Below are 22362 nucleotides of genomic sequence, written 5' to 3'. Positions count from 1 at the left end.
GCTCTTATGAACGTATAGAAGAATCGGCCATAAGAGCAAACAACTAATTACAAAGGATGGATTGAGTTCAACCGATCTATCCTCCATATCTAAAATAATAAATTACTATTTGTAGGTAATGTATGGCGCTGCTTCGTTAACCGAACGAGCCAAAACACCTCAGAACATGGAGAAAGTCATGGCGACTCATTTTGATTACATCTGTATTGGCGGCGGCTCTGGTGGTATCGCTTCTGCAAACCGCGCTTCTATGTATGGTGCGAAAGTAGCACTGATTGAAGCTCAAGATCTTGGTGGTACTTGTGTAAATGTTGGTTGTGTACCTAAGAAGGTCATGTGGCACGGCGCTCAGGTTGCTGAAGCAATGAACCTATACGCAGAAGATTACGGCTTCGACGTTGACGTAAAAGGCTTCGACTGGAGCAAGATGGTAGAAAGCCGTCAAGCGTACATTGGCCGAATCCACCAATCTTACGATCGCGTATTAGGTAACAATAAAGTAAATGTAATCAAAGGCTTTGCTAAGTTCGTTGACGAAAAGACGGTTGAAGTAAACGGTGAACAATACACGGCGGATCACATCCTGATCGCTGTTGGTGGTCGCCCAACGATTCCAAACATCCCAGGTGCTGAATACGGTATTGATTCAAATGGCTTCTTCGAGCTAAATGAACAACCAAAACGTGTCGCGGTGATTGGTGCTGGCTACATTGCGGTTGAAATTGCAGGTGTACTTCACGCACTTGGCACTGAGACACACCTATTCTGTCGTAAAGAATCTCCGCTACGTAGCTTCGATCCTATGATTGTTGAAACGTTAGTCGAAGTGATGAACACCGAAGGCCCAACGCTGCATACTCACTCTGTACCAAAAGAAGTGGTTAAAGAAGCGGATGGAAGCCTGACGCTTCACCTAGAAAACGGTGAAACTCAAAACGTCGATACGCTGATTTGGGCAATCGGTCGCCACCCAGCAACGGATGCAATCAACCTAGACGTAACTGGCGTTGCAACCAACGATCGCGGTTACATCAAAGTCGATGAGTACCAAGAAACCAACGTGAAAGGCATCTACTGTGTAGGTGACATCATGGAAGGTGGTATCGAGCTTACACCTGTAGCTGTTAAAGCAGGTCGTCAGCTTTCTGAGCGTCTATTTAACGGCAAAACGAATGCGAAGATGGACTACGAATTGGTTCCTACCGTGGTATTCAGCCATCCACCAATCGGTACGATCGGTCTTACGACTCAAGAAGCGGAAGAGAAGTACGGCAAAGACAACATCAAAGTCTACACCTCTGGCTTCACTGCAATGTACACAGCAGTCACCAAGCACCGTCAACCTTGTAAGATGAAGCTAGTATGTGCTGGCGAAGAAGAGACGGTTGTTGGTCTACACGGCATTGGTTTCACAGTTGATGAAATGATCCAAGGCTTCGGCGTCGCGATGAAGATGGGCGCAACCAAAGCAGACTTCGACTCTGTTGTAGCGATTCACCCAACAGGCTCTGAAGAGTTTGTTACCATGCGTTAATTCGTCGAATAATTTGACGAAAAAAGCAGGCTTATTCAGCCTGCTTTTTTATTTTCTGAACTTTACTCGCCGAGCTCCGTAAGAAACATAACACCCACACAATGGAGCTAACCATGAATTTACTCATTGAATCGTTCGAAGGCGGGATTTATCTCGCTTATAAAGTAGTGAATCAACAAAAGTATCTTATTAAAGATTGTGATAGCCATCCGATAAAGTTTTTGAGCCTTGATCAGATAAAGGACTACTTTAGACATGAAAGTTACTCATCCGCCACGTTAGTGCATAACAACGCTTACGATGAAATGTGTGGGGAGAAGGATGGAAATTCTCCGCCATTAGAGATCGATTTGAGCTGGCATTAAAGCGCACACCTCAAGTTACCCAACTCCAACTGTTGGCATCAAACCAAAAGACCTACCGGAAAGGTAGGTCTTTTTCGTTAGGACTGCTCATTGACGATACCGGTTTTGCCGACGCTTCACATTCGCTTCTTTCACCAAGAAATCCAATAAGGGTGCAAACAAATTAGCAAACAAAATCGCTAGCATTATCCCTTCGGGATAAGCCGGATTTAGCACTCGAATACCAACCGCCATTACGCCGATTAAAATGCCATAAGCCCATTTCCCTCGGTTAGTGAACGCAGCCGAAACTGGGTCTGTCGCCATGAAAAAGGCACCAAATGCTAAGCCACCCAAGACTACATGCCAATAGAAAGGCATCGAGAACATCGGGTTGGTTTCCGATCCAATCGCATTCAACAAACTTGAGGTTGCTGCAACACCAACAAATACACCAGTGACAATCCGCCACGACGCGATTTTCATCCCGATAAGCAACAAGCCACTCAACATAATCAATAAGGTCGACACTTCCCCCATGGATCCAGGAATAAAACCGAGGAATGCATCAAGCCAAGTGATCGCATCCCCTGTCATATTATTCACTAACGCTGAACTGCCGGCCTCATACCATTGGCTCAGTGGCGTCGCCCCTGAATACCCATCAGCAGCAACCCACACCAAACCACCCGACATGTTTGCGGGGTAAGCAAAATACAAGAAGGCGCGCCCGGCCAACGCTGGGTTGAGGAAGTTTTTTCCGGTACCACCGAACACCTCTTTGGCAACCACGATACCGAAAGTGATCCCGAGTGCGGCTTGCCACAAGGGTACGGTCGGCGGCAGTATCAGTGAAAACAAAACAGAACTGACAAAGAAGCCTTCATTCACTTCATGCCGGCGAACTATTGCGAAAAGTACTTCCCAAAAACCGCCCACGACGAATACCGTTGCGTATACTGGCAAAAAGTACAATGCCCCCAACAGCATCTGACTCGACCACCCACTTTCGATTAGGCCCTGGGCACTGCCAAACGCCCACCCAAGCCGCCAACTCTCTTCCACTAGAGCAGTTATCTCGACCAATGAATAAGTCGTGGAAACCGCCATCACGGTTTGGTGCCCAATGTTGTACATTCCCCAAAACATGGCAGGGAAAGTCGCTAACCACACCATGATCATAATGCGCTTCAAGTCGACACTATCTCTAACATGAGTTTGCCCTTTGTTGACTAATCCCGGTGTGTAAAAAATCGTCGCAATAGCTTCATACAACGGGTAATACTTTTGGTATTTTCCTCCCTCTTCAAAATTTGGCGACATTGCATCTAATCGTTTTTTTAAGCTCATAATCTCAACCACCTTTTCGCTTGAGTTATGAACTCCTACGCATCAAGGCTTCAATCAGCGCAAATTAATTGTATTTTTTTGACCCAATTGACCAGAAAGCACGTAAGTACAAACATCTTCTAAATAAGGAGAGTAGTATGGACACGCTAGCCATCGATCTCGCACGATTTCAGTTTGCTTTCACCGTCTCTTTTCACATTATTTTCCCAGCTTTCACCATTGGTTTGGCGAGCTATTTAGCTGTGCTTGAAGGATTGTGGTTAAAAACCGGGAACGACAAATTTCTCCAAATCTATAAATACTGGCTAAAAATTTTTGCCATCAGTTTTGGTATGGGCGTGGTCAGCGGGATTGTACTTAGCTATCAATTTGGGACGAACTGGAGTGTCTTTGCTGATAGAACCGGTCCGATTTTAGGTCCGTTAATGGGCTATGAAGTCTTTACGGCATTTTTCCTCGAAGCTGGTTTTTTAGGTGTGATGCTGTTTGGCATGGAACGAGTGGGGAAAAAGCTCCACTTTGCTGCAACATGTGTGGTCGCCTTCGGCACCTTCCTTTCAGCCTTTTGGATACTTTCTGTCAACAGCTGGATGCAAACACCTGCCGGCTACAGCTTTAATGAAGCGGGGCAATTCGTCCCAGAAAGTTGGTTCGACATTGTATTCAATCCGTCTTTTCCGTATCGACTCGTTCATATGTTACTGGCCGCTTACCTCACCACCGCTTTTGTCGTAGCGGCAGTCGGCGCATTCCATTTGTTGAAAGCCCCTCACAACCCATTGGCTCGCACCATGTTTTCGATGGCGATGTGGATGGCCGCGATTGTGACTCCAATCCAAATTGTTGCCGGAGACATGCACGGCTTAAATACCCTTGAGCATCAACCAGCCAAAATTGCGGCTATGGAAGGGCATTACGAGTCACAAAAGGGGGCACCACTCATTCTTTTCGGTCTGCCTAACGACGACACCAAACAAGTCGACTATAAAATCGAGATCCCCAAGCTCGGGAGTTTCATCCTCACCCATGATTGGAGCGGTGAAGTGAAAGGACTAGATGCCTTCCCCGAGAACGAGCATCCGCCCGTTTCGATCGTCTTTTGGAGTTTCAGAATCATGGTGGCCATAGGCTTTGGCATGCTGTTCATCGGTCTCATCAGCCTGTACTTACGTAAGGTGGATAAACTCTATCAATCAAGGTGGTTTCAGAGATTGTGTGTTGCATTTGGCCCGGCCGGTTTCGTCGCGGTGCTAGCGGGGTGGATAACAACCGAGGTAGGGCGACAACCCTTTACAGTTTACGGCTTATTGACCACAGCGGAATCGGCTTCACCGATAGATGCCGCGGCAATAAGCGTGTCACTGACCGCGTTCATCGTCGTCTACTTCGTTGTTTTTGGCGCGGGCTTCTTTTACCTGATTCGCTTGATGCGCAAATCACCGACTCGTTACGAACAAGCGCTCGACAGTCGACTTCCTGATGGCACAGAAGCCTCACCAATTTCTCATTCGAATCACCTAACTTAGGAGAACGATTATGGATTACGCTTTGATTTGGTATGGATTGATCGGGCTTGCGGTGCTGATTTATGTCGTACTCGATGGGTTTGATCTCGGAATTGGTATCCTCTTTCCTAGTGCCCACAGCAAAGAAGAACGCGACCTGATGATGAACAGTATCGCACCAGTTTGGGACGGTAACGAAACTTGGCTTGTGTTAGGCGGTGGCGGATTATTTGCAGTGTTCCCCCTCGCCTATGCCGTGGTGATGCCTGCGCTATACACCCCATTAATCATCATGCTATTGGGGCTGATTTTACGTGGCGTATCTTTCGAATACCGTTTTCGAACCAAACGAGGTGTATTCCTTTGGGACAGTTCATTTTTCATTGGTTCACTCATGGCAACCATGATGCAAGGAATCATGCTTGGGGCGCTCTTACAGGGCATCGAAGTCGATGGGAGAGCATACGCGGGCGGTTGGTTTGATTGGTTATCGCCTTTCAGCTTGTTTTGCGGTTTTGCACTGACATCCGCTTATGTGTTGCTCGGCGCTTGTTGGCTGATCATCAAACTTCCGCAAGACCTCGTTGGGCGTTACTACCAAATCGCAAAACGCTGGGGAATCGTGTTAGTCAGTGCCATCCTAATGGTCAGCTTATGGCTGCCGTTTAGTAGCGATATTATCGCTTCTCGCTGGTTCAGTTTTCCAAACTCATTGTTACTTCTCCTCGTTCCCATTACCGCCGGAATTTGTATTTGGCAACTCTTCGCATCTTTAATCGATCGTAGAGCAGTGCGCGCTTATTTGTTTGGCATTGCCTTATTTGTAATATCCGCAGTGGGCTTTGGAGTGAGCACCTTCCCTTACTTAGTGCCTTTCGTATTCACTTACCGAGAGGTTGCAGCACCAGATTCGAGCTTGGTATTTTTACTATCAGGAGCCGTCATCTTATTGCCAATGATCATTGCATACAGCGCCTATTCTTACTGGGTCTTCCGAGGCAAACTCAAACATGGTGAGGGGTATCATTGATGAAAAGGAAGATCCATAAATTAGGGTGGTTTATTAGTATTTGGATAGTCAGTGTAATGTCGCTGACTATTGTTGCCTATTTGATCAGGCTAGCTCTCGACCCTGCTCTGCAATAGCGAGTCACTATCGCATAAGCGACGACCAAATCAACGATAGAGCGACGATTAAAACCCAACGATTGTCACTTTCCCTTGCGCCATCTCACGTAACTGGCACGAAAAGTCGACCCGTTTGTCTGCAGGCTTATCAAACAACACTTTAAGCTTATCGAAGGCCGTCGGTACAAAACTGGCTGTTTTTAAACGTAAGCTCTTACGAGAGTTCGAATCTAAAAACGCTAGCGCCGATTTATCTAGCACCCGCTGGCACGTTTCAAATATGGCTTTACTGACCACTTTGCTATGAATCGACTTTTGCAGCTCCTGAGCAGACACACTTGGGTTAGCAGAAGCAAACACACACACAGCATAAATATCTAATATCGCGACCGCTCGCGGCTTCTGCGTTTCACCATCCGCGTAAATCGCCATCAGAAAAGGCAGCTTACTTTCATCAAACTCCTGCTGGCGTATATTGTTCAACTCGATTTCAGCATCCACGACTTTTTTAAGTAGCTTTTCAAATTGAGTCAGCTTAGGCAAAGCGAGCTCCTTTTGCACCTCAACCACTTGGTCTAATTCAAACTGACTTTCTTCTGCGCCTTGTACCAAAGGCAGTAATTTACGATGCAGCTCTTCGTCATCGAACGGCTTAGACAGAACAAAGCTTGCACCCGCCGCTTGGGCTTGGCCAATATGCGCGTCATCATCCACCGTCGTAATCATGGCGATTTTTACCTCCGGGAAGTTCGCTGACACTTTGCCCACCAGCTCTAGCCCGGTCATGTCTGGCATGTGCCAGTCCGTCAGCACGATTTCTGGGCGCCATTTCTCGATTTTATCTAACGCTTCCAGCGCGCAATTGGTTTTCTCTATCGACAAACGGCGGTATCCAAAGCTCTCAAGTGCCCTTCTCACGATTTCTAACGTCGCTTTGCTGTCATCTACTATGAGTATTTTCACCGACTCAATAACCCTGCCTTCATTAACTGTTTAAATTATAGGCATGATTATCGCTAGCACCTAAGCTTAATAGATTACCGACAGTTAAGGACGTTTCTGTTATGCCTCTTGATGGTTTTGTATCTGGACTGGATAGCCGCTTATTAGTGGTTCTCGCAATTAATATTGGCTTAGTTATTCTGCTGTTCTGGTTCGCTATTTTATGGCTCATGCTGCGCGAGTTTAGAAAATTCACCCATCAGCTACATACTCATCAACTTAGTGAAGACGAGAGACAAAAACACCAAGTGTCTTTTGACAATGCCATCAATGACGCCAATGATAACCGGGAAACTCTCACAACCTTGCTGCAGATTCAGCACGCGTTAGAGGCTCAGATATCAGAGCTTCAAGCATCCAACGCCCCCAAAACCGAGCAAGATTTAGAAGCGATCGACGACCTCAACAATAAGCTCAGTAAATCTCACCAACTGATCAAGAAACTCAAAAATGACCTTGATTCCAGTGTCCGCAGGCTCAGAAAAGCCAAAGTTATTCTGCTTGAAAAAGACGATACCGTTGAAAGCTTACGCCAACAAAAAGAGGAAATTGAAAAGCAATTTGAGCACTTAGAAAAAGAGTACATCATGATCAGTGAAAGCGGCGGCTTCCAAGACGTCGAACAAGATTTTAGAAAAGAAAAACAAAAACTGGTTGAGACCATTGAAGATTACAAGCGCCAATTATCCGCTCAACCAGGCACAGGAGCATCAGAAGAAGCAACCAAGGAACTCAAACAAAAATTGGTCGCCATGCAAAAACAAATGCAACACCAAGCCAAAGAAAAAGAGTTCATCGAAGCAAAATATTTAGAGCTGGTGGAAAAAACAAAACCGGTAGATTGAGCTCCCCACACCTCCCATAAATAGGCATCACTTCATGTACGCTCAAAAAACCAACAAAAATCTATGCACTTGTCGCAATATAAATACAAAATGCATCGCAAGTCACAATAAATGGGACAAACATCTCTTCTATATCAATAATTTCTTATAGAATACCGACACTAATAAAACTATAAATTATCGACGTGCAGCGGCTTAACACAGGTGCCACTGAGGTGTTTTACCATCTCATGGATCTCTCCGAGCCAGAACAAGAAGTGTATCTAAAAAAAATACAAACACTTCAGCCTGAGCTCTATAAACAACTTTCTCCGTTAATTTCGGAGCCTTCAGAGCAATTCACTCAATTGCTCGGCTTTCACGCGCATCAAGCAACCTATTCTGAACTCGATCTGACCGATACCCGTGTAGATAAATACTTCATTTCTAGAGAGCTGGGCCGCGGGGGAATGGGCATCGTCTATGCCGCGAGCCGCGCAGATAAGACGTTTGAACAAGACCTTGCGATCAAATTCATTCAACCCGCATTGAGCCATATTCTTGGGAAAGGTGCGCTGTTTGAAGAAGCACAACTGTTGGCACGATTAAATCACCCTAACATTGCCAAAGTGTTTGATGGTGGCGTCCATCAAGGTTCTGTTTACATTGTGATGGAGTACATTGAAGGCACCACGTTATCGCGTTACTTAGAGACGCGGCCTTTATCCGATAAGCAGAAACTGCGCTTATTCAAAAATATTTGTCTGGCGGTCGAGCACGCTCATCAGAACCAAATTCTCCACGCTGATATCAAGCCTGAGAATATCCTTATCGATAAGTCGTTTGAGCCTAAAATTCTCGACTTTAACCTCACGCAAAAATTAAAAAACTCTCAAGAAGAGCCCGCGGGTACTGTTTCTGCTTTTAGCCAAACTTACGCGAGTCCAGAGCAAATCAAAGGTCAGTTTTTATGTCAGCAAAGTGACGTGTACTCTTTAGGAAAAGTGCTGCAGTTGATGTTCCCAACGGCGACCAAGCGTTCAGACGTCGCTTGCATTATCAATAAGGCGACACAACATGATAAGCGTCACCGCTATAGTTCTGTCGTCGAAATGCGCCATGACATTCACCATGTGCTCACCTGCCGTCCCATTTCTCTGAAGTTACATAAGCCTTTATATGTAATGAAGCAGTTGCTTCAACGGCGCCCATTAGCCTCCATGCTCACCACGATGCTTGTGATCTCTGGCGTGACATTTTCAAGCGCATTAATTTATAAAAATAAGCAACTGGAAATAGAAAAACAAATCGCAGAAGACATGATGTTTGAGGTGACTAGCCTGCTATTCCACTCCAAAGGTGATAAGAATGCGCAAATGTCGATAACCAGCATGCTAGAGCTCACTCGACGACGCATATTATCGAATCCGGATATCCCCAAAGAAGTGAAGCAAAAAATGTTACTGGCGATGATGACGCCTATTCCCAGCAAACATAATTTACCCACCAGCTGTGCTGGCGACTGCCCAACAACGAACTAAAAGATAAAAGATGAAGCAGCTAATTTTACTCTTTTCCATCATGAGTCTAACGATGACGCCGGCCTTGGCAAATAAAGAAGCCACTCAGAAGACGGGTTACTTCATCGATTCTCCCGTGACAGGGCTTTATTACGAGACTAGTTCCCAGATCTCAGGGGTCACCAATAAAGGGGCGTTCCAATACGCTCCTGGAGACATCATCAGCTTTTTCATCGGCAACGATAGCTCTGGCTACCTACTGACCACACTGTCGGCACAAGAGGTTATCACCCCGACCTTGTCCACGACGAAGCCAAGTAAAAGCATCAACATGACACGCTTGCTACTGTCGCTCGACGAAACCCCCGAGAACCGAGAAGAAATCAGGCTCGCCAGTAAAGTACTCTCAGACAGCGGATTCCAAACCAAGCTGAAACACCTCGACCTGAACTATTTAGACGACACTGAAAATGCGCTTAATTTGGATCTGGTGTCAGCCAAAGAAGCGGTCGAACACCTTAGAGACAGCCAAGCCTACATTAAGGAAAACTTTACCTCGGAAGAGATCGTGTTTTCTCCTAAGAATATCAAGATGAGCAACGTCCTCATCATGAAGAAAGACATCATCGGCAAGATATGCGTACTCGACCTTAAGTATATAAACAACCCTCGATATACAGGCCCAATCGGCGAACTGGATTACAAAATCACCGATACAGAACTGATTCAATACCCAGGAACGGGGGACTACTTTAATGGTTGTCATGTGGTTCCGAGCAAAGCCATTAAAGAAATACTCCGAGAGCCGCGCCCTGATTTCACAGGATGGAGTGGGCTGTTTGCTTGCGCCGATACCGGTTGTACTCGCAGTGACCTTAGCGGTTTTGCCGTTGAGGACTACGATGATGAAGGCGACTGGAAGTATCGCACCATCGCACTAGATTTTGATCCATCAACCCAACTGCTGATGGAAAAAATACAAGGCTTAGGCCGCAGTGAAAAGGTGCATCACGACAACAAACAGGAAATGATTTGGTTCACCTACCCAGAGGGGAAAGGCGACAATATTTCCTACGAAGGTACATGGCAGCTTACTCAATACCAACAAGACCAGATCGTTCAGCAATGTTTAAACATTCGAGATCGTAGAGTCTACCTTGCACCAAACATGACGGAGCAGTGTCCCTCTGAATTGAAGCATTACAGTAAAGACGTTACCGATGCTTACGGCGATATGTGGTGGTTCAGGAACCAAACCCCGCATGCTTCCCTTGCACAGATGAACACCTTAGTGCGTTGGTATGATGCCACCTCCCAAGGCCAATTCACCTCTTGGGAATACTTACCCGCAGGGCAACAATGGGACGAAGGAATTTTGTACCGATTTAGACAAACCATCTCGCGCAATAATGAAGGTTCCTACGACATTCACACCTTTTCAGTATCCGAGCTCAAAAAAGTTCAAGGAGAAAGCTAAATGGCAAGTGCAGCTTTAAATATCACTCATATTATTAAGGAGTGGCAAAGTGGTAACAAAGACGCTGAAAAAGAGCTCTACCAATTTGCCTACCTACAACTTCGCCACATTGCTCAATCAGAGCGAGCCCGTAGTGCCAAGAAGCATGGCATCGATAATGATGTACTCAGCGACAGCGTCAACAGCACGACAGCGCTGATCCACGACGCGTATTTAAAAATGTCGAATACCGACTTACATCCGATTGAAAGCAAGCGAGACTTCTTCTTAATGGCGGCGAAGGTCATGCGTCAGATCTTAATTGATAATGCTCGAGCCCAGCAGGCTCAAAAACGCCAGCAGCTAACGCTGTTAACCGACGATGACCAAGATAAGTTTGAGCAGTTCATCATTATGGATAAAGCCATAGACAGCTTCAGCTTACGCTACCCAAGACAATCGAAGGCACTAAAACTCAAATACCTAATGGGGATGCAGAACCGAGAAATTAGCGAACTGCTTGAGTGCAGCGATAGTCTGATAGAAAAAGACCTGAAATTCTCGCGCAGCTGGCTGCAAAGTAAATTGGTTTGAACCCATGAAGAAAAAGGGATTCTTTGCCGCAGCACTCGGGGCTGTCGTCTTGTTTACCGCGCTTCAATACTCGAGTGCTGACAACGCTTCTCAGAGTGTTGCTCGCTCATTACTAAACGAGCCAGTCCCTCAAGAGAACACCGGCCGTGCGACCAATCACGTCCATGCGCCAATACCGATGCGTGACGTTGCGCAGGCAGCCTCACCTTTGCCTGTTACACCTGAAGTCTCAAGTGAGGCTGAAATAGCACAGCAACCTCAAGAGAAAGCACCGCAGGCTCTCTCTGATGAAAGTGTTCCGGTTGATACGCCTTTCTCCGGTACCACGGTGATTATTCCTAACACAGTCAAACAACTACCGGCGAGCAATCAAAAACCTGCCGTCAACTTAGCGATTCAGCAGAGTATCCAAAATGAAATCAATAAATGGGATCTCACTGAAAGTAGCCCAATTCAATACAGCGTAGACATCACGGGCTTATTCGAAGACCCGGACGGCGACCTACTCACCACTAGAGTATTCATCGACAGCGATTCTTTAAAAGTTTCCAACTTAGGTAGCGCTATTGCTATTCAAGGCGAACCAGAAGCGAGTGCCGATACAGTAACATTATTCGCCATGGCAAAAGATAACTATCACGGGCTAGATGAAGAGGCATGGACCAAAGTCAGCTTTGTGCTCCCCACCGTTCATGATGAGCTCGAAGAAGATGAGCCCCACCCTCTCATAGGGCATACGTGGTATCGCTTAGAAACCACCAATCAAATAGGTGGCAGACACTACAACTATGAAGTCATTTTCTGTGAAGCGTTTAAATTCATCAATGACCAAGTGTTCTATGCTTCATCTGACAATAGAATTCTATGCCCCGACGCGAAGGAGCTTCGCCTTATTGGGACTTACCACCAAAGTAAGGAAGCGTTGATCGTTACAAGCAACCAGTCTGCTTTTGATGCTGAAATGGCTTGGCGTATCCTTTCACACTACCCTGACGCCCCTCAAAAAGGCTCACGGTTACTCGCCGCCGTTCAGTCAGGGAATCACCATGAGGTGTATACCCTGCACACCAGTCAATATCAGGCAGAAGCTAGAATTAATGGCATCACTGGTCAATACGCCTATCAAATCGAAAAACATGATTACTTATATTACTTAGAAGAGGGGAAATACGTGCTGGGAGTGGCTGGCATGTATATGAGTGACAACCGCCTACATAATCCAGTACATGATGCGCAGGTCAGTGGTGATTTGAACATGCAGTCAGCCAATATGAATGTCACCTGCCAATACTTACTAAGCCAATTTGATACTTATACGGTTGCTGGCCAAGGAGTATACGGAGACATCATTGGCACGACCTCTAAATTTGATGGCGGCCCACTTAAATGTGATGAAATGTACCATAGAGATTGGGGCACAACCTTTTCCTATTTAGACGTGGCGTTTTCAAAGTTCTATGAATTTTCCGATGGCGAAGTGTTTAGCATTATCTTTCGCCCTAAGAAAGACTACGCCCACCTCGTCGAAGAGCTCAAATTGAACCTGCGTTATTACCATTCAGAGCAATACCCTCCCGGAACTTGAGCGAATTTGTAAGCGACGTGAAATCCTACTCCTATCTATTTATTGATAATTATTAAAAATAAATTTACGGATTTTTCGTCGTTTTACGTATCTTGAAACCCCGCACTCCTTTATGTAAAAACCTGCCTACGGGCTCAAAATGCTCCCTAAAAAATAGAGAACTTGGCTATTTCTCAACATAAAGGACATAAAATGAAAAAGGTTAGTTTACTAGCAGCGTCAGTGGCAATTGCGCTGACAGGCTGTGGTGGTTCAGATGGTGATTCAGGTTCAACTTCACCTAGCGGAGTGACGATTACTGGTTTTGATGGCTACTTTAATCAGGCGGTTGTGTTTGATGATAAAAACAATAACGGCACTTTAGACGTCAATTCTGACATCATCTTAGGCCTAACGGATTCAGAAGGTAAGTTAAGTTTATCCGATGATGAATTCGCTTCCATCACAAGCTTGGCGTTACAAACATTAACGCCGGGTGGCGCAAAACAAGCCGCATTGATTGCGAGCAACCCACAGCTGTTTGCTGGTAAATACACCATAGACATGGATCACCCAACGCAAGCAATGGAACATGAAGTTGTTTTCAGAACCTTGCCTGGTGGCGACGTAATTTCTCCGCTAACCGACTTGGTTGTGCTTGAAGCTGGCGCTAACCCAACAGAAGAGGCAATCACTGCAGCGAAGAAAACCGTAAACGTATCTCTAGGCTTACCAGAGGACAGCGAGGATGCATTTGGAGACGTTATCGCAAATGACGACGCGGAGCTTCATAAAACAGCGCAAATCCTGACGGAATCTAAAGCCAACGATCCAACCGGCTATGAATCTAACCCAACAGGTGTTGCAGAAGAAGCAACCAAAGTGGTTCAAGACAACCCAGGCAAAGTTAACGATGAAAACTTCAAACCAATCGTTGATGGCGACACGAATACCGCTCCAGTTTTAAACTCTAAACTTGTGGTTAATAAGGACGTCAAAAAGCACTTAGACTCGTTAGTCGATGCGCTAGAGCTTGATACTCATGAAGGCCTAGACATCACGCTACCTCTTGCATTAGAAGGTGAAGCGCTATTTAGCGATACCGACAATAACGATATCGAAATCAACGCAACATTCACGACTAAGATGCAAGAAACCATCACTGGTGTAACGTTATCTGCCGTTAATGGCGGTGACCTAGTTATCACTGGTACCCCATCTGAAGTTCGTGACACTTACATCATTACGCTTTCAGCGGATGACAAAGACGCTTCAGAGAACGTAGTCGGTGCAGCAACCACAACACTTGAAATCGGAATCACGCTAGAGAATGAAGCTCCAGAAGCTGACAAAGAAGTGACAGCAGAGGTTCAAGAGTGGGCCGATTCACTAGAGCTTGTGCAAGGTGTCGCTGTAAAAGACGAAAGCATTTCTATTCTAGATCTATTTACTGATTCTGATGACTCAAAGTTATCGTATTCAGCATACACTTCGGTTGCCGGTTTAGTTGTCGACGTAATGACAACTGGCGATGACATTATTTTAGATATTTCCGGCAGCACGCCTTTGTATAGCTACTCTGCTGGCGAAACTATTACGATTTCAGCGACAGACGGCATCAATACCACTTACGAAACCTTCACCCTTCCAGAAATTGCAAAGCAATCATTAGAAGCTGACCCAGAGGAAGTGACTGAGCTTCAAGAATACATCAACGAACTTCTTGCCGATCTAAAAGTGGGTGAAGAGATCGATGTGCACGGTATCGCGATTGACGAGCTGTTTGAAACTGACAGCGTTGCCGGTGTTTTAGAATATTACGTAGGCATTGAAGACGACAAAGAAGGCTACACCAGCATCCCAGGCGTGAAAGTGGCGATTGAAAATGATGTGTACTTAAAATTCTCCGGTACACCAACAGCCGCAACCAAAAATGGCTATTTCAATATCGCAGCAGGCGTGAATGTTGATACTGATGAAGAAATCGTTTCTGAAATGGTTCGTTTCTCCATCCCGGCAGTCGAGCCAGCAGATGACGTAACACCGCCACCAGCAGATTCTCACCCGCTAGAAGGTAAAACTTGGTACAACCTTGAGACTGGCTCAAGCGATGGTTCAGGGCAAAAGGGAGCAAGCCGCGTTTGGTGTGATTCGATTAAATTTGAGAATGGCATTATCTACGGCAACGTACGAAGCTTAGAAAACAAAACGTCATGTTCAGAAGCTGACACCCAAGAAGATGAAGCAACCTACCGCATCGAAGGTGACAAGCTAATTGCGACTTTCACTTGGAGTAAAGATGGTGAGACTGTCGTAGAAGAACATGCGCTTGTGGCGACAGAATCGTCTGAAATTGCTGACGGTGCAATGACGGTAGTGACTACATTCGAAAATATTGAAGATGAAAACTCAGGTATTGAGTCAGAGCGCTACACTTATTTCGCCGACAGGTCCGATGCTGAAAGAAGAATTACCACCAAATCAGACGACGGTCCAATGAAGCGCTTTGGCAAGATGTATATTCCTGCAGCTGAGCAAGACAGTGATAATTACTCTATGCAGTTAGGAAGAGTGAGCTACTCTATTTCTGATGAAGGTGACGCAAACGAACCATTTGATGCTGATATCTACTTTGATGTTGATGACATGAACGTAACATGTGACATGATCAACAAGACATACTCTAACTTTTTGATGACAAGCGATAGTGGTGTCACAACCGATAACTGGGGTTGTTTCGATAACATAGAAAACGAGGTTCACTATGCAACCGTTAACTTCTTCCCAGAATCAGGGCAATTAGTTGTTGGCGAGGTTTATAGCTTAATCGGTTATGTTGAAAACTATGATGGTGAGACAGAAGCCGTCAAATTCAATATTGAATGGACTGGTGAAGCAAACGAAGACTAGTCTTCTCCAAAACTAAAAAACCCCGCACTCGCGGGGTTTTCTTTATCTTAAACACAACACTATTTCACACAAAGTACATTCAGTAATGAAGTGCCGCGAAGCTGAGTGATATTACCGTTCGTAAATAACCCTTTCTTCAAGCTTCCCCAGTAAGGTAAGTGCATTGGCCAATTGTCTCTTTCCATCACCTTGGACTCTAACAAGCGCTGCCACTCTTCTTCTGTTGCTAAGTGCATGCTTTTTTCAAAACAAACTAACTTAGCACTTTCATAATCTAAGCGATTCCAAGGCTTGTTGTGCTCCATATAAAACTGATGCTCATCATCAAGTAAATATGGAACTAAATAAGAGCGCCCATCCACTTCGGCTTGCAAGCGAACTTGAATGTCTAACTTTGCGTGCTCTTTTTCTTTGGGATAAACCTTCTTAGGCTCCACTAACATCGGTTTGACTTTCTTCGGCTCTGGCGCTTTGGCTTTCATCGGTTGAGCGGCCGGCTTTTTATCAACCATGCGGATAAAGGCTTCTGGGTACTCTTCTAGCGTTCGAACTTGGCTGAGTTCTCGCTTGGCATCAGCGAACGTATTGTAAGGCCCAATTAAGCAGCGATAGCCTTTTTGTTCAGGCTTCATCCACACATTTGTCGTGATTTTTTGGTAAATAGGTTTCGCTTTTTCAAGTGGTAAAGGCTTAGCAAGTAATCCACATTGAATCCAATAAAGCGCATCTCCGCTGGATTTCTTTGGAGCAGAACCACCCCATAACCCTTTGCCTATCGGGCAAGATTGTTCCAATACCGGTAGTTGGTCTTTACTCGCTTGCGTCGCATCACACAAAAACTCTGCATTTGCTTGGCTAGCAAATAACACTGAAAGAGCCACAAGCCCCAGACGAGCACGATTGAATAGCGGGTGCCAAGATCCTAATGCTTTACTCATTTTCATACTTATCACTCAAATGTTTCGAGAGAGAAATTATTACCGACCCCTTGTCGATAAAAGATGAATTCCGTTCTTCCTTAAACTATAAGCAAAAAAAGAGCCGTAATTGCTTACGACTCTTAGTTTAGAGAGTTTTTTGATTAAAAATCAATTGGCTCCGATCACCCTTTGTAAATTTTAGGGTTAAACACGTCGCGTAACCAGTCACCAAGTAGGTTAATCACGAGAACGAGTGTCACAAGTAAGACACCAGGGAAAGCTGTAATCCACCAAGCACCAGAGAAGATGTAGTTAAAGCCAGTACTAATTAACGCACCCAATGAAGGTTGATCCACCGGAAGGCCTAAGCCTAGGAAAGAAAGTGCCGCTTCTGACATGATCGCGTTTGCCACCTGAACAGTTGAAATAACCAAGATTGGTGATAAACAGTTTGGAAGAATATGACGGAACATGATGCGTGGCGCTTTAAAGCCCATCACGCGTGCCGCTTCTACGTATTCTTTTTTCTTCTCGGCTAATACCGATGCACGAATAGTACGAGCATATTGCGGCCACTCCGCTATACCGATAATAACCACCAGCATGACAACCGCATATTGCGCGTAAAAGTCGCTACCAAAACTCGCTTTAAAGATTGCCGAGACAATGATCGCAACCATCATGGTCGAGAACGATAACTGGACATCAGCAAAACGCATCAAGAAGCTATCAATACGGCCGCCGAAGTAACCCGCAGACAAACCAATAATGATACCTAGAGTCAACTGAAGGCCTACCGCAAGGAAACCAATCGTCAATGACAGACGCGAGCCGTAAAGCATTGTAGATAAGATGTCACGACCTTGCTCATCAGTACCTAGCAGGAATCGTTCATCACCTTCTTCCATCCAAGATGGAGGTAACTCAGAATCCATGATATCGATAGATGTGACGTCATAAGGGTCCGTTGGTGCAACCAAGGGTGCCGTTAGTGCGGCTACAAGAAATACAGTAAAAATGGCAAAGCTGACCATCGCTACTTTATCGCGTAAAAAATAATACAGAATATCTGATTGTTTAAAGCGCTCCCAACGAGATGGAGCTTGAGACGTTTGTTCCATGATTATGCTCCTTTACCAGTTAGGTTAACCGTTGGGTTGATCACGCCATACAGCAAGTCAACAATCGTGTTTGTAACAACGAAGATCAGGCCTACAAAGATAACGTAAGCAGTGATCAGTGGAGTATCCACTCGGTTAATCGCTTCAAGGAAAAGGAAACCTGTGCCTGGCCACTGGAATACCGTTTCAGTCAAGATGGTATACGCCACCATAGTACCGATTTGAACGCCACCCACAGTTAATACTGGCAGCATGGTATTTTTCAGCGCGTGTTGGTAATAAATTTTATTAAGCGCCAAACCTTTTGCTTTACCGAACTTAATGTATTCAGAGCTCAACACTTCCAACATTTCAGAACGAACCAAGCGAATGAATAGTGGTAGCATGATAGAAGCTAGCGCCACACTTGGTAATACTAAGTGAGCCAAGCCATCAAGCGTTAGAAACCCTGATTCCCATCCAAACCAGTTCGCCGTTTCACCTCGACCAAACGATGGCAGCCAGCCAAGTTCGATAGAGAAAACATACATCAACATAATGGCCGTTAAGAAAACCGGTACTGAGATGCCGACACTACTTCCCGCCATAACAAGCTTAGTGAAAAAGCTTTTCGGGTGAATCGCCGAGTAAACCCCGAGTGGGATTGATAAGAAGACAATAATAATGGAAGCACCGAAGACGAGTTCCAGTGTCGCAACCAATTTGTCCATGATGACGTCCACAGCCGGACGCTTGAAGAAATATGATGTACCAAGATCACCCTGTAGAGCAGCGCCTACAAAGCGAGAGTATTTTGTAATGAAGGGATCATTTAGGCCAAGTTCATCACGTAGCGCTTGACGCTCCGATTCTGAAACAGACTGCCCAACTAACTCACGTAACGGGTCACCCAGGTTATCCTGAATGGCAAACGCCACCAAACTGATCACAAACATCACTATCAGTGCCTGAAACAGGCGCTTGACCAGAAACGTAAACATTCCTTGCCCCTTTTCTATCCATGACTATCTAGCTGAAAGTAGCTAGACAAAAATTCCAGTCTTTAAAAATGGCACTTAACCCGACTGAAGGTAGGCCAAGTACCAAAAACTTACACTTTCACTACTTGCTTTTCTTGAGCCTGAACATTCAGGCTCAAGAGCGAAGCAAGTTAGATTATTTTACAACTAGGTCGCCGAAGTATGGCATAACCATTGGGTTTACTACTGCTGCTGCACCTACGTTAGACTTCGCGCCCCACGCTTCACTTTGCCAGTGTAGCGGTACGAATGCTGCGTCTTGGTAAAGTGTTGCTTCAACGCCTTTCAGCATTTCAGAACGCTTCGCAGGGTCAGTTTCAGTGTTTGATGCTTCAACTACCGAGTCCATTGCTGTGTTTGAGTAGTGACCACAGTTGTACTGACCACGGCCAGTCTCAGTGTTACGAGTCATTGTTAGGAACTCGTTGAAGTTTGCTGAATCTTCAGTATCTGAGTGCCAGCCGATCATCATCATGTCTGCTGCACAAACATCAAACTCAGGCCAGTATTGCGCTTTAGGCATTGTTTTCAGATCAACTTTGATGCCAATCTTAGATAGCATTGCCGCTGACGCTTGAGCAACTTTCGCATCGTTCACGTAACGGTTGTTTGGTGCCATCATTGTCAGCGTAAAGCCTTTCTCGTAGCCCGCGTCTTTCATCAGCTGTTTAGCTTTCTTAAGATCGTAGCGTGGCACTAGCTCTTCGTTGTGACCAGCGTAACCTGTTGGGCTTTGTTGACCAGCAGGTGTCGCGAAGCCTTTCATGATCTTCTTAACAATACCTTCGTTATTGATCGCATGAACGATAGCTTGACGAACGCGCACATCTTTCAGCGCTTCGTTGCTGCTTTGGTTCATTTGGAAAGTAATGATACGAGTACCAGGAAGCGTAACTAGATCAATACCTTTCGCTTTCTTAACACGTTTGTGATCGTTTGGCGCAACAGGGTGGATCATATCCACATCACCAGAAAGAAGTGCTGCAACACGTGTTGCATCTTCTTTGATTGGAACCAGTGTTAGCTTGTCTACGTTACCGTCAGACTTAGTATCCCAGTAACCATCAAAACGTTCGAACTCAACTTTTACGCCTTGCTCACGCTCAGTCACGATGAACGGACCTGTACCTGAAACGTTAGTTGAAGCGAACGAGTTACCGTGCTTAACCACTTCAGATTTGTCTGTACCCGCTTCTGTCTTACCAGTGTAGAACTTGCTGTCCATTGGGAAGATGTAAGTCGCAGTTTGTAGGACTAGTGGGTATGCCGCTTTTGAGATTAGCTCAACTGTGTGGTCATCCACTTTAACCATTTTTTCGTATGGTGCGAAAATCGCTTTAAAGTCTGGAGAGTTTTGTAGGCGATTGAACGTCCAAATAACGTCATCAGCACTTAGTTCGTTACCAGAGTGGAACTTAACACCTTTGCGAAGGTTAAAACGGAAAGTCGTTTCATCAACACGTTCCCAGCTTTCTGCGATACGTGCTTCAAAATCCATTTCTTGAGTGAAACGTACTAGAGGGTCAAACACCATGTGAGACATTTGCAGTGTGCCGCCAGATAGCTGCTCATGCGGGTCAAGTGATACTGGGTCAGCTGCGTAGCCAACGGTAATATCTGCTGCTGCTGCACTAAAGCTTAGGCCAGCTGCCATCAAAGCTACTGCTAATTTGCTTTTCATGGTTTTCATTGCATAACTCCTTCATGCGGGAATCCAGATCCCTAGTTGTTGTATTTGCGTCTGTTATTGTTTTCAAGCACGGCCAATGTTTCTAGCCAACGTGAAACTTTTATACCGCGGCTTGTGCCGCTGTTGCATCTTCTCTTAGGCCTGTGAACTCAGGCATCAGAGAAATCAGTTGCTTGCTGTATTCATGCTGCGGGTTTTGGAACAACTGTTCCGTTGGAGCCACTTCCAGTAGCGTACCCATTTGCATTACGCCCACACGGTCACACATTTGACGGATAACCGGTAAATCGTGACTAATGAACAGCATGGTTAAGTTCAGCTCGTCTTGTAGGTCTTTTAATAGGTTTAGGATCTGTGCTTGTACCGATACATCAAGCGCTGATGTCGGTTCATCACAAATAAGAAGACGAGGACGCGTCGCCAAAGCACGCGCAATAGAAATACGTTGACGCTGACCGCCTGAGAATTCATGCGGATATTTCACGCCTGCCATACGACCCAAGCCTACGTGGTCGAGTAGGTCATGAACGATTTGACGAGTTTCATTTTCATTGCGAGTTAGCTTGTGGAAGCGAATCGGCTCGGCAATGATATCGAAGATCTTCATACGTGGGTTCATCGACGTATATGGGTTTTGGAATACCATCTGCATCTGACGACGCATAGGGCGACGTTCTTTTTCAGACTTCAAACCCGTTAGGTCTACACCTTCAAACGTTACTTTGCCCGAATTTGGTGCGTACAAGCCAGCAATCACACGAGCAATTGTTGATTTACCTGAACCTGATTCACCAACTAAACCAAACGTTTCGCCTTCATGTACTTCAAAGCTGACATTATTAGAAGCTTGAACGTACTCACGACGGCTTTCAAAGAACGAGTCTTTCGTCGTAAATCGTAGGTTTACGTTTTCCACATTCAGCAATGGACCTGTGTAATCACGGTGATCTTGGCTTTGACCTAACCAGTGATTTTTCACATCTAGCGGTTCCATCTCGTGTGCTTCTTCGATGTAACTCACAAGAGGGAAGCGATCCAATTTACGGTCCGAACGAGGAACCGCTGAAATTAGACTGTGTGTGTATGGGTGTTCTGGCGTACCAAGCACTTTCGCTGTTGGGCCAAACTCAACCAAATCACCACGGTACATTACCGCTACGCGATCAGTGACGTTAGATACCACACCCATATCGTGCGTTACCAACATGCAACCAACGTTTTTCTTAATACATAGGTCGCGAATCAAACCTAAGATCTGATCTTGAATAGAAACATCCAGTGCCGTTGTAGGTTCATCAGCAATGATAAGGTCAGGCTCACCCGCTAATGCAATCGCAATTACGACACGCTGACGCATACCACCAGAGAATTGGTGAGGATATTGCTTCAAACGGTTTTCAGGCTGAGGAATGCCCACTTGATTCATCAGATCTAAAGCGCGTTGATACGCTTCTTGATCAGAAACCTTCATATTGGCATGAATGGTTTCTTTTAATTGGTGTTCTACGGTAAATAGAGGATTAAGAGACGTCATTGGATCTTGGAAAATAAATCCAATTTTTGAGCCACGCACACTGCGCATCTCTTCAGGAGAAAGCCCTGATACTTTTTCCCCATCAAGGAAAACTTCGCCACTTGCAATGCGTCCAGGAGGACTCAGCAAGTCAATAACAGCATTGCCTACTGTTGATTTACCGGCACCGGATTCACCAACCACACCTACAATTTCACCACGTTCAATATTGAACGATAGTGACTTAACGGCGGCATGAACCCCATGACGAGATGGATATTCGATACGAAGATTTTTAACTTCTAAAAGTGACATTACCAGACCTCTACTGCTTTGGCAGCTTTCTGCCCTGTCTGCAAAATTGAATC

The 22362-nt window shown here is 45.4% G+C and carries 18 protein-coding genes; 11 read left to right on the top strand and 7 right to left on the bottom strand.

The genetic code is table 11. The features are described from left to right. The first annotated feature begins 178 nt into the window (after positions 1-178). Complete coding sequence (gorA, locus tag ACHUFI_RS12405; protein WP_394249522.1) at positions 179-1534, top strand: glutathione-disulfide reductase; 1356 nt, start codon at positions 179-181, stop codon at positions 1532-1534. Positions 1535-1647: 113 nt separating this feature from the next. Beyond that, complete coding sequence (locus ACHUFI_RS12400; protein WP_394249520.1) at positions 1648-1899, top strand: DUF6482 family protein; 252 nt, start codon at positions 1648-1650, stop codon at positions 1897-1899. A gap of 87 nt (positions 1900-1986) precedes the next feature. Here ACHUFI_RS12400 and ACHUFI_RS12395 read toward each other — a convergent pair whose 3' ends face one another. Beyond that, positions 1987-3228 (bottom strand): NADH:ubiquinone reductase (Na(+)-transporting) subunit B, encoded by a 1242-nt coding sequence (locus ACHUFI_RS12395; RefSeq protein ID WP_394249518.1) that lies wholly within the window; start codon positions 3226-3228, stop codon positions 1987-1989. Positions 3229-3365: 137 nt separating this feature from the next. Between ACHUFI_RS12395 and ACHUFI_RS12390 the strand changes: the two genes are divergently transcribed. Genes ACHUFI_RS12390 through ACHUFI_RS12380 form a run of 3 tightly spaced genes read left to right on the top strand, consistent with a single transcriptional unit; the run spans position 3366 to position 5879 of the window. Then, positions 3366-4754: a cytochrome ubiquinol oxidase subunit I gene (locus ACHUFI_RS12390; protein WP_394249516.1), complete on the top strand. Its 1389-nt coding sequence runs from the start codon at positions 3366-3368 to the stop codon at positions 4752-4754. 10 nt (positions 4755-4764) lie between these two features. Beyond that, positions 4765-5763, top strand: coding sequence for a cytochrome d ubiquinol oxidase subunit II (cydB, locus tag ACHUFI_RS12385; protein ID WP_394249515.1), 999 nt, complete (start codon positions 4765-4767; stop codon positions 5761-5763). Continuing rightward, the gene (locus ACHUFI_RS12380) at positions 5763-5879 is read left to right on the top strand and encodes a DUF2474 family protein (protein WP_394249513.1); all 117 of its coding nucleotides are present in this window, start codon (positions 5763-5765) and stop codon (positions 5877-5879) included. Before cydB ends, ACHUFI_RS12380 begins: the two co-directional genes overlap by 1 nt. 48 nt (positions 5880-5927) lie before the next feature. On the opposite strand, the gene ACHUFI_RS12375 is transcribed toward ACHUFI_RS12380, so the two are convergent. Further along, the gene (locus ACHUFI_RS12375; RefSeq protein WP_394249511.1) at positions 5928-6824 is read right to left on the bottom strand and encodes a response regulator; all 897 of its coding nucleotides are present in this window, start codon (positions 6822-6824) and stop codon (positions 5928-5930) included. Between the two features lie 101 nt (positions 6825-6925). On the opposite strand from ACHUFI_RS12375, the gene ACHUFI_RS12370 reads away from it, so the two are divergent. The 6 genes from ACHUFI_RS12370 (at position 6926) to ACHUFI_RS12345 (ending at position 15731) form a co-directional block, all read left to right on the top strand. After that, a complete protein-coding gene (locus ACHUFI_RS12370; protein WP_394249509.1) occupies positions 6926-7708 on the top strand; it encodes a chromosome partitioning protein ParA in 783 nt (260 codons plus the stop codon). Between the two features lie 230 nt (positions 7709-7938). Beyond that, positions 7939-9228, top strand: a complete 1290-nt coding sequence (locus tag ACHUFI_RS12365; protein WP_394249507.1) for a serine/threonine-protein kinase — start codon at positions 7939-7941, stop codon at positions 9226-9228. A 10-nt stretch (positions 9229-9238) separates the two neighbouring features. Beyond that, complete coding sequence (locus tag ACHUFI_RS12360) at positions 9239-10684, top strand: chromosome partitioning protein ParA (RefSeq protein ID WP_394249505.1); 1446 nt, start codon at positions 9239-9241, stop codon at positions 10682-10684. After that, positions 10685-11257 (top strand): ECF-type sigma factor, encoded by a 573-nt coding sequence (locus tag ACHUFI_RS12355; RefSeq protein WP_394249503.1) that lies wholly within the window; start codon positions 10685-10687, stop codon positions 11255-11257. Positions 11258-11261: 4 nt separating this feature from the next. Then, a complete protein-coding gene (locus tag ACHUFI_RS12350) occupies positions 11262-12842 on the top strand; it encodes a hypothetical protein (protein WP_394249501.1) in 1581 nt (526 codons plus the stop codon). A gap of 192 nt (positions 12843-13034) precedes the next feature. After that, entirely contained in the window at positions 13035-15731 is a 2697-nt protein-coding gene (locus ACHUFI_RS12345; protein WP_394249499.1) for a hypothetical protein, read from the top strand. A 59-nt stretch (positions 15732-15790) separates the two neighbouring features. On the opposite strand, the gene ACHUFI_RS12340 is transcribed toward ACHUFI_RS12345, so the two are convergent. The 5 genes from ACHUFI_RS12340 to ACHUFI_RS12320 all read right to left on the bottom strand — a co-directional run bounded on the left by ACHUFI_RS12340 (position 15791) and on the right by ACHUFI_RS12320 (position 22309). After that, positions 15791-16669, bottom strand: coding sequence for an SPOR domain-containing protein (locus ACHUFI_RS12340; protein WP_394249818.1), 879 nt, complete (start codon positions 16667-16669; stop codon positions 15791-15793). Between the two features lie 164 nt (positions 16670-16833). Beyond that, positions 16834-17772: an ABC transporter permease gene (locus tag ACHUFI_RS12335; protein WP_394249497.1), complete on the bottom strand. Its 939-nt coding sequence runs from the start codon at positions 17770-17772 to the stop codon at positions 16834-16836. A 2-nt stretch (positions 17773-17774) separates the two neighbouring features. Then, positions 17775-18752, bottom strand: a complete 978-nt coding sequence (locus ACHUFI_RS12330; RefSeq protein WP_394249495.1) for an ABC transporter permease — start codon at positions 18750-18752, stop codon at positions 17775-17777. A gap of 175 nt (positions 18753-18927) precedes the next feature. Further along, on the bottom strand, positions 18928-20481 hold the full coding sequence (locus ACHUFI_RS12325) for an ABC transporter substrate-binding protein (RefSeq protein WP_394249493.1): 1554 nt from the start codon (positions 20479-20481) through the stop codon (positions 18928-18930). A gap of 100 nt (positions 20482-20581) precedes the next feature. Next, positions 20582-22309 (bottom strand): dipeptide ABC transporter ATP-binding protein, encoded by a 1728-nt coding sequence (locus tag ACHUFI_RS12320; protein ID WP_394249491.1) that lies wholly within the window; start codon positions 22307-22309, stop codon positions 20582-20584. Positions 22310-22362 lie beyond the last annotated feature (53 nt).

The sequence above is a fragment of the Vibrio profundi genome (assembly GCF_043642225.1).
GTDB lineage: Bacteria > Pseudomonadota > Gammaproteobacteria > Enterobacterales > Vibrionaceae > Vibrio > Vibrio profundi_A.
The sequence above is the reverse complement of the archived record's forward strand: the minus strand, read 5'-3'. Positions and strand labels throughout refer to the sequence as shown.

What these genes read in the sequence shown, in the direction of transcription:
- ACHUFI_RS12400 (WP_394249520.1), top strand. Translation starts at nt 1,648, where the DNA reads ATGAATTTACTCATTGAATCGTTCGAAGGCGGGATTTATCTCGCTTAT.
- ACHUFI_RS12380 (WP_394249513.1), top strand. Translation starts at nt 5,763, where the DNA reads ATGAAAAGGAAGATCCATAAATTAGGGTGGTTTATTAGTATTTGGATA.
- ACHUFI_RS12365 (WP_394249507.1), top strand. Translation starts at nt 7,939, where the DNA reads ATGGATCTCTCCGAGCCAGAACAAGAAGTGTATCTAAAAAAAATACAA.
- ACHUFI_RS12370 (WP_394249509.1), top strand. Translation starts at nt 6,926, where the DNA reads ATGCCTCTTGATGGTTTTGTATCTGGACTGGATAGCCGCTTATTAGTG.
- ACHUFI_RS12390 (WP_394249516.1), top strand. Translation starts at nt 3,366, where the DNA reads ATGGACACGCTAGCCATCGATCTCGCACGATTTCAGTTTGCTTTCACC.
- cydB (WP_394249515.1), top strand. Translation starts at nt 4,765, where the DNA reads ATGGATTACGCTTTGATTTGGTATGGATTGATCGGGCTTGCGGTGCTG.
- ACHUFI_RS12360 (WP_394249505.1), top strand. Translation starts at nt 9,239, where the DNA reads ATGAAGCAGCTAATTTTACTCTTTTCCATCATGAGTCTAACGATGACG.
- ACHUFI_RS12320 (WP_394249491.1), bottom strand. Translation starts at nt 22,309, where the DNA reads ATGTCACTTTTAGAAGTTAAAAATCTTCGTATCGAATATCCATCTCGT.
- ACHUFI_RS12340 (WP_394249818.1), bottom strand. Translation starts at nt 16,669, where the DNA reads ATGAGTAAAGCATTAGGATCTTGGCACCCGCTATTCAATCGTGCTCGT.
- gorA (WP_394249522.1), top strand. Translation starts at nt 179, where the DNA reads ATGGCGACTCATTTTGATTACATCTGTATTGGCGGCGGCTCTGGTGGT.
- ACHUFI_RS12335 (WP_394249497.1), bottom strand. Translation starts at nt 17,772, where the DNA reads ATGGAACAAACGTCTCAAGCTCCATCTCGTTGGGAGCGCTTTAAACAA.
- ACHUFI_RS12325 (WP_394249493.1), bottom strand. Translation starts at nt 20,481, where the DNA reads ATGAAAACCATGAAAAGCAAATTAGCAGTAGCTTTGATGGCAGCTGGC.
- ACHUFI_RS12350 (WP_394249501.1), top strand. Translation starts at nt 11,262, where the DNA reads ATGAAGAAAAAGGGATTCTTTGCCGCAGCACTCGGGGCTGTCGTCTTG.
- ACHUFI_RS12345 (WP_394249499.1), top strand. Translation starts at nt 13,035, where the DNA reads ATGAAAAAGGTTAGTTTACTAGCAGCGTCAGTGGCAATTGCGCTGACA.
- ACHUFI_RS12355 (WP_394249503.1), top strand. Translation starts at nt 10,685, where the DNA reads ATGGCAAGTGCAGCTTTAAATATCACTCATATTATTAAGGAGTGGCAA.
- ACHUFI_RS12330 (WP_394249495.1), bottom strand. Translation starts at nt 18,752, where the DNA reads ATGTTTACGTTTCTGGTCAAGCGCCTGTTTCAGGCACTGATAGTGATG.
- ACHUFI_RS12395 (WP_394249518.1), bottom strand. Translation starts at nt 3,228, where the DNA reads ATGAGCTTAAAAAAACGATTAGATGCAATGTCGCCAAATTTTGAAGAG.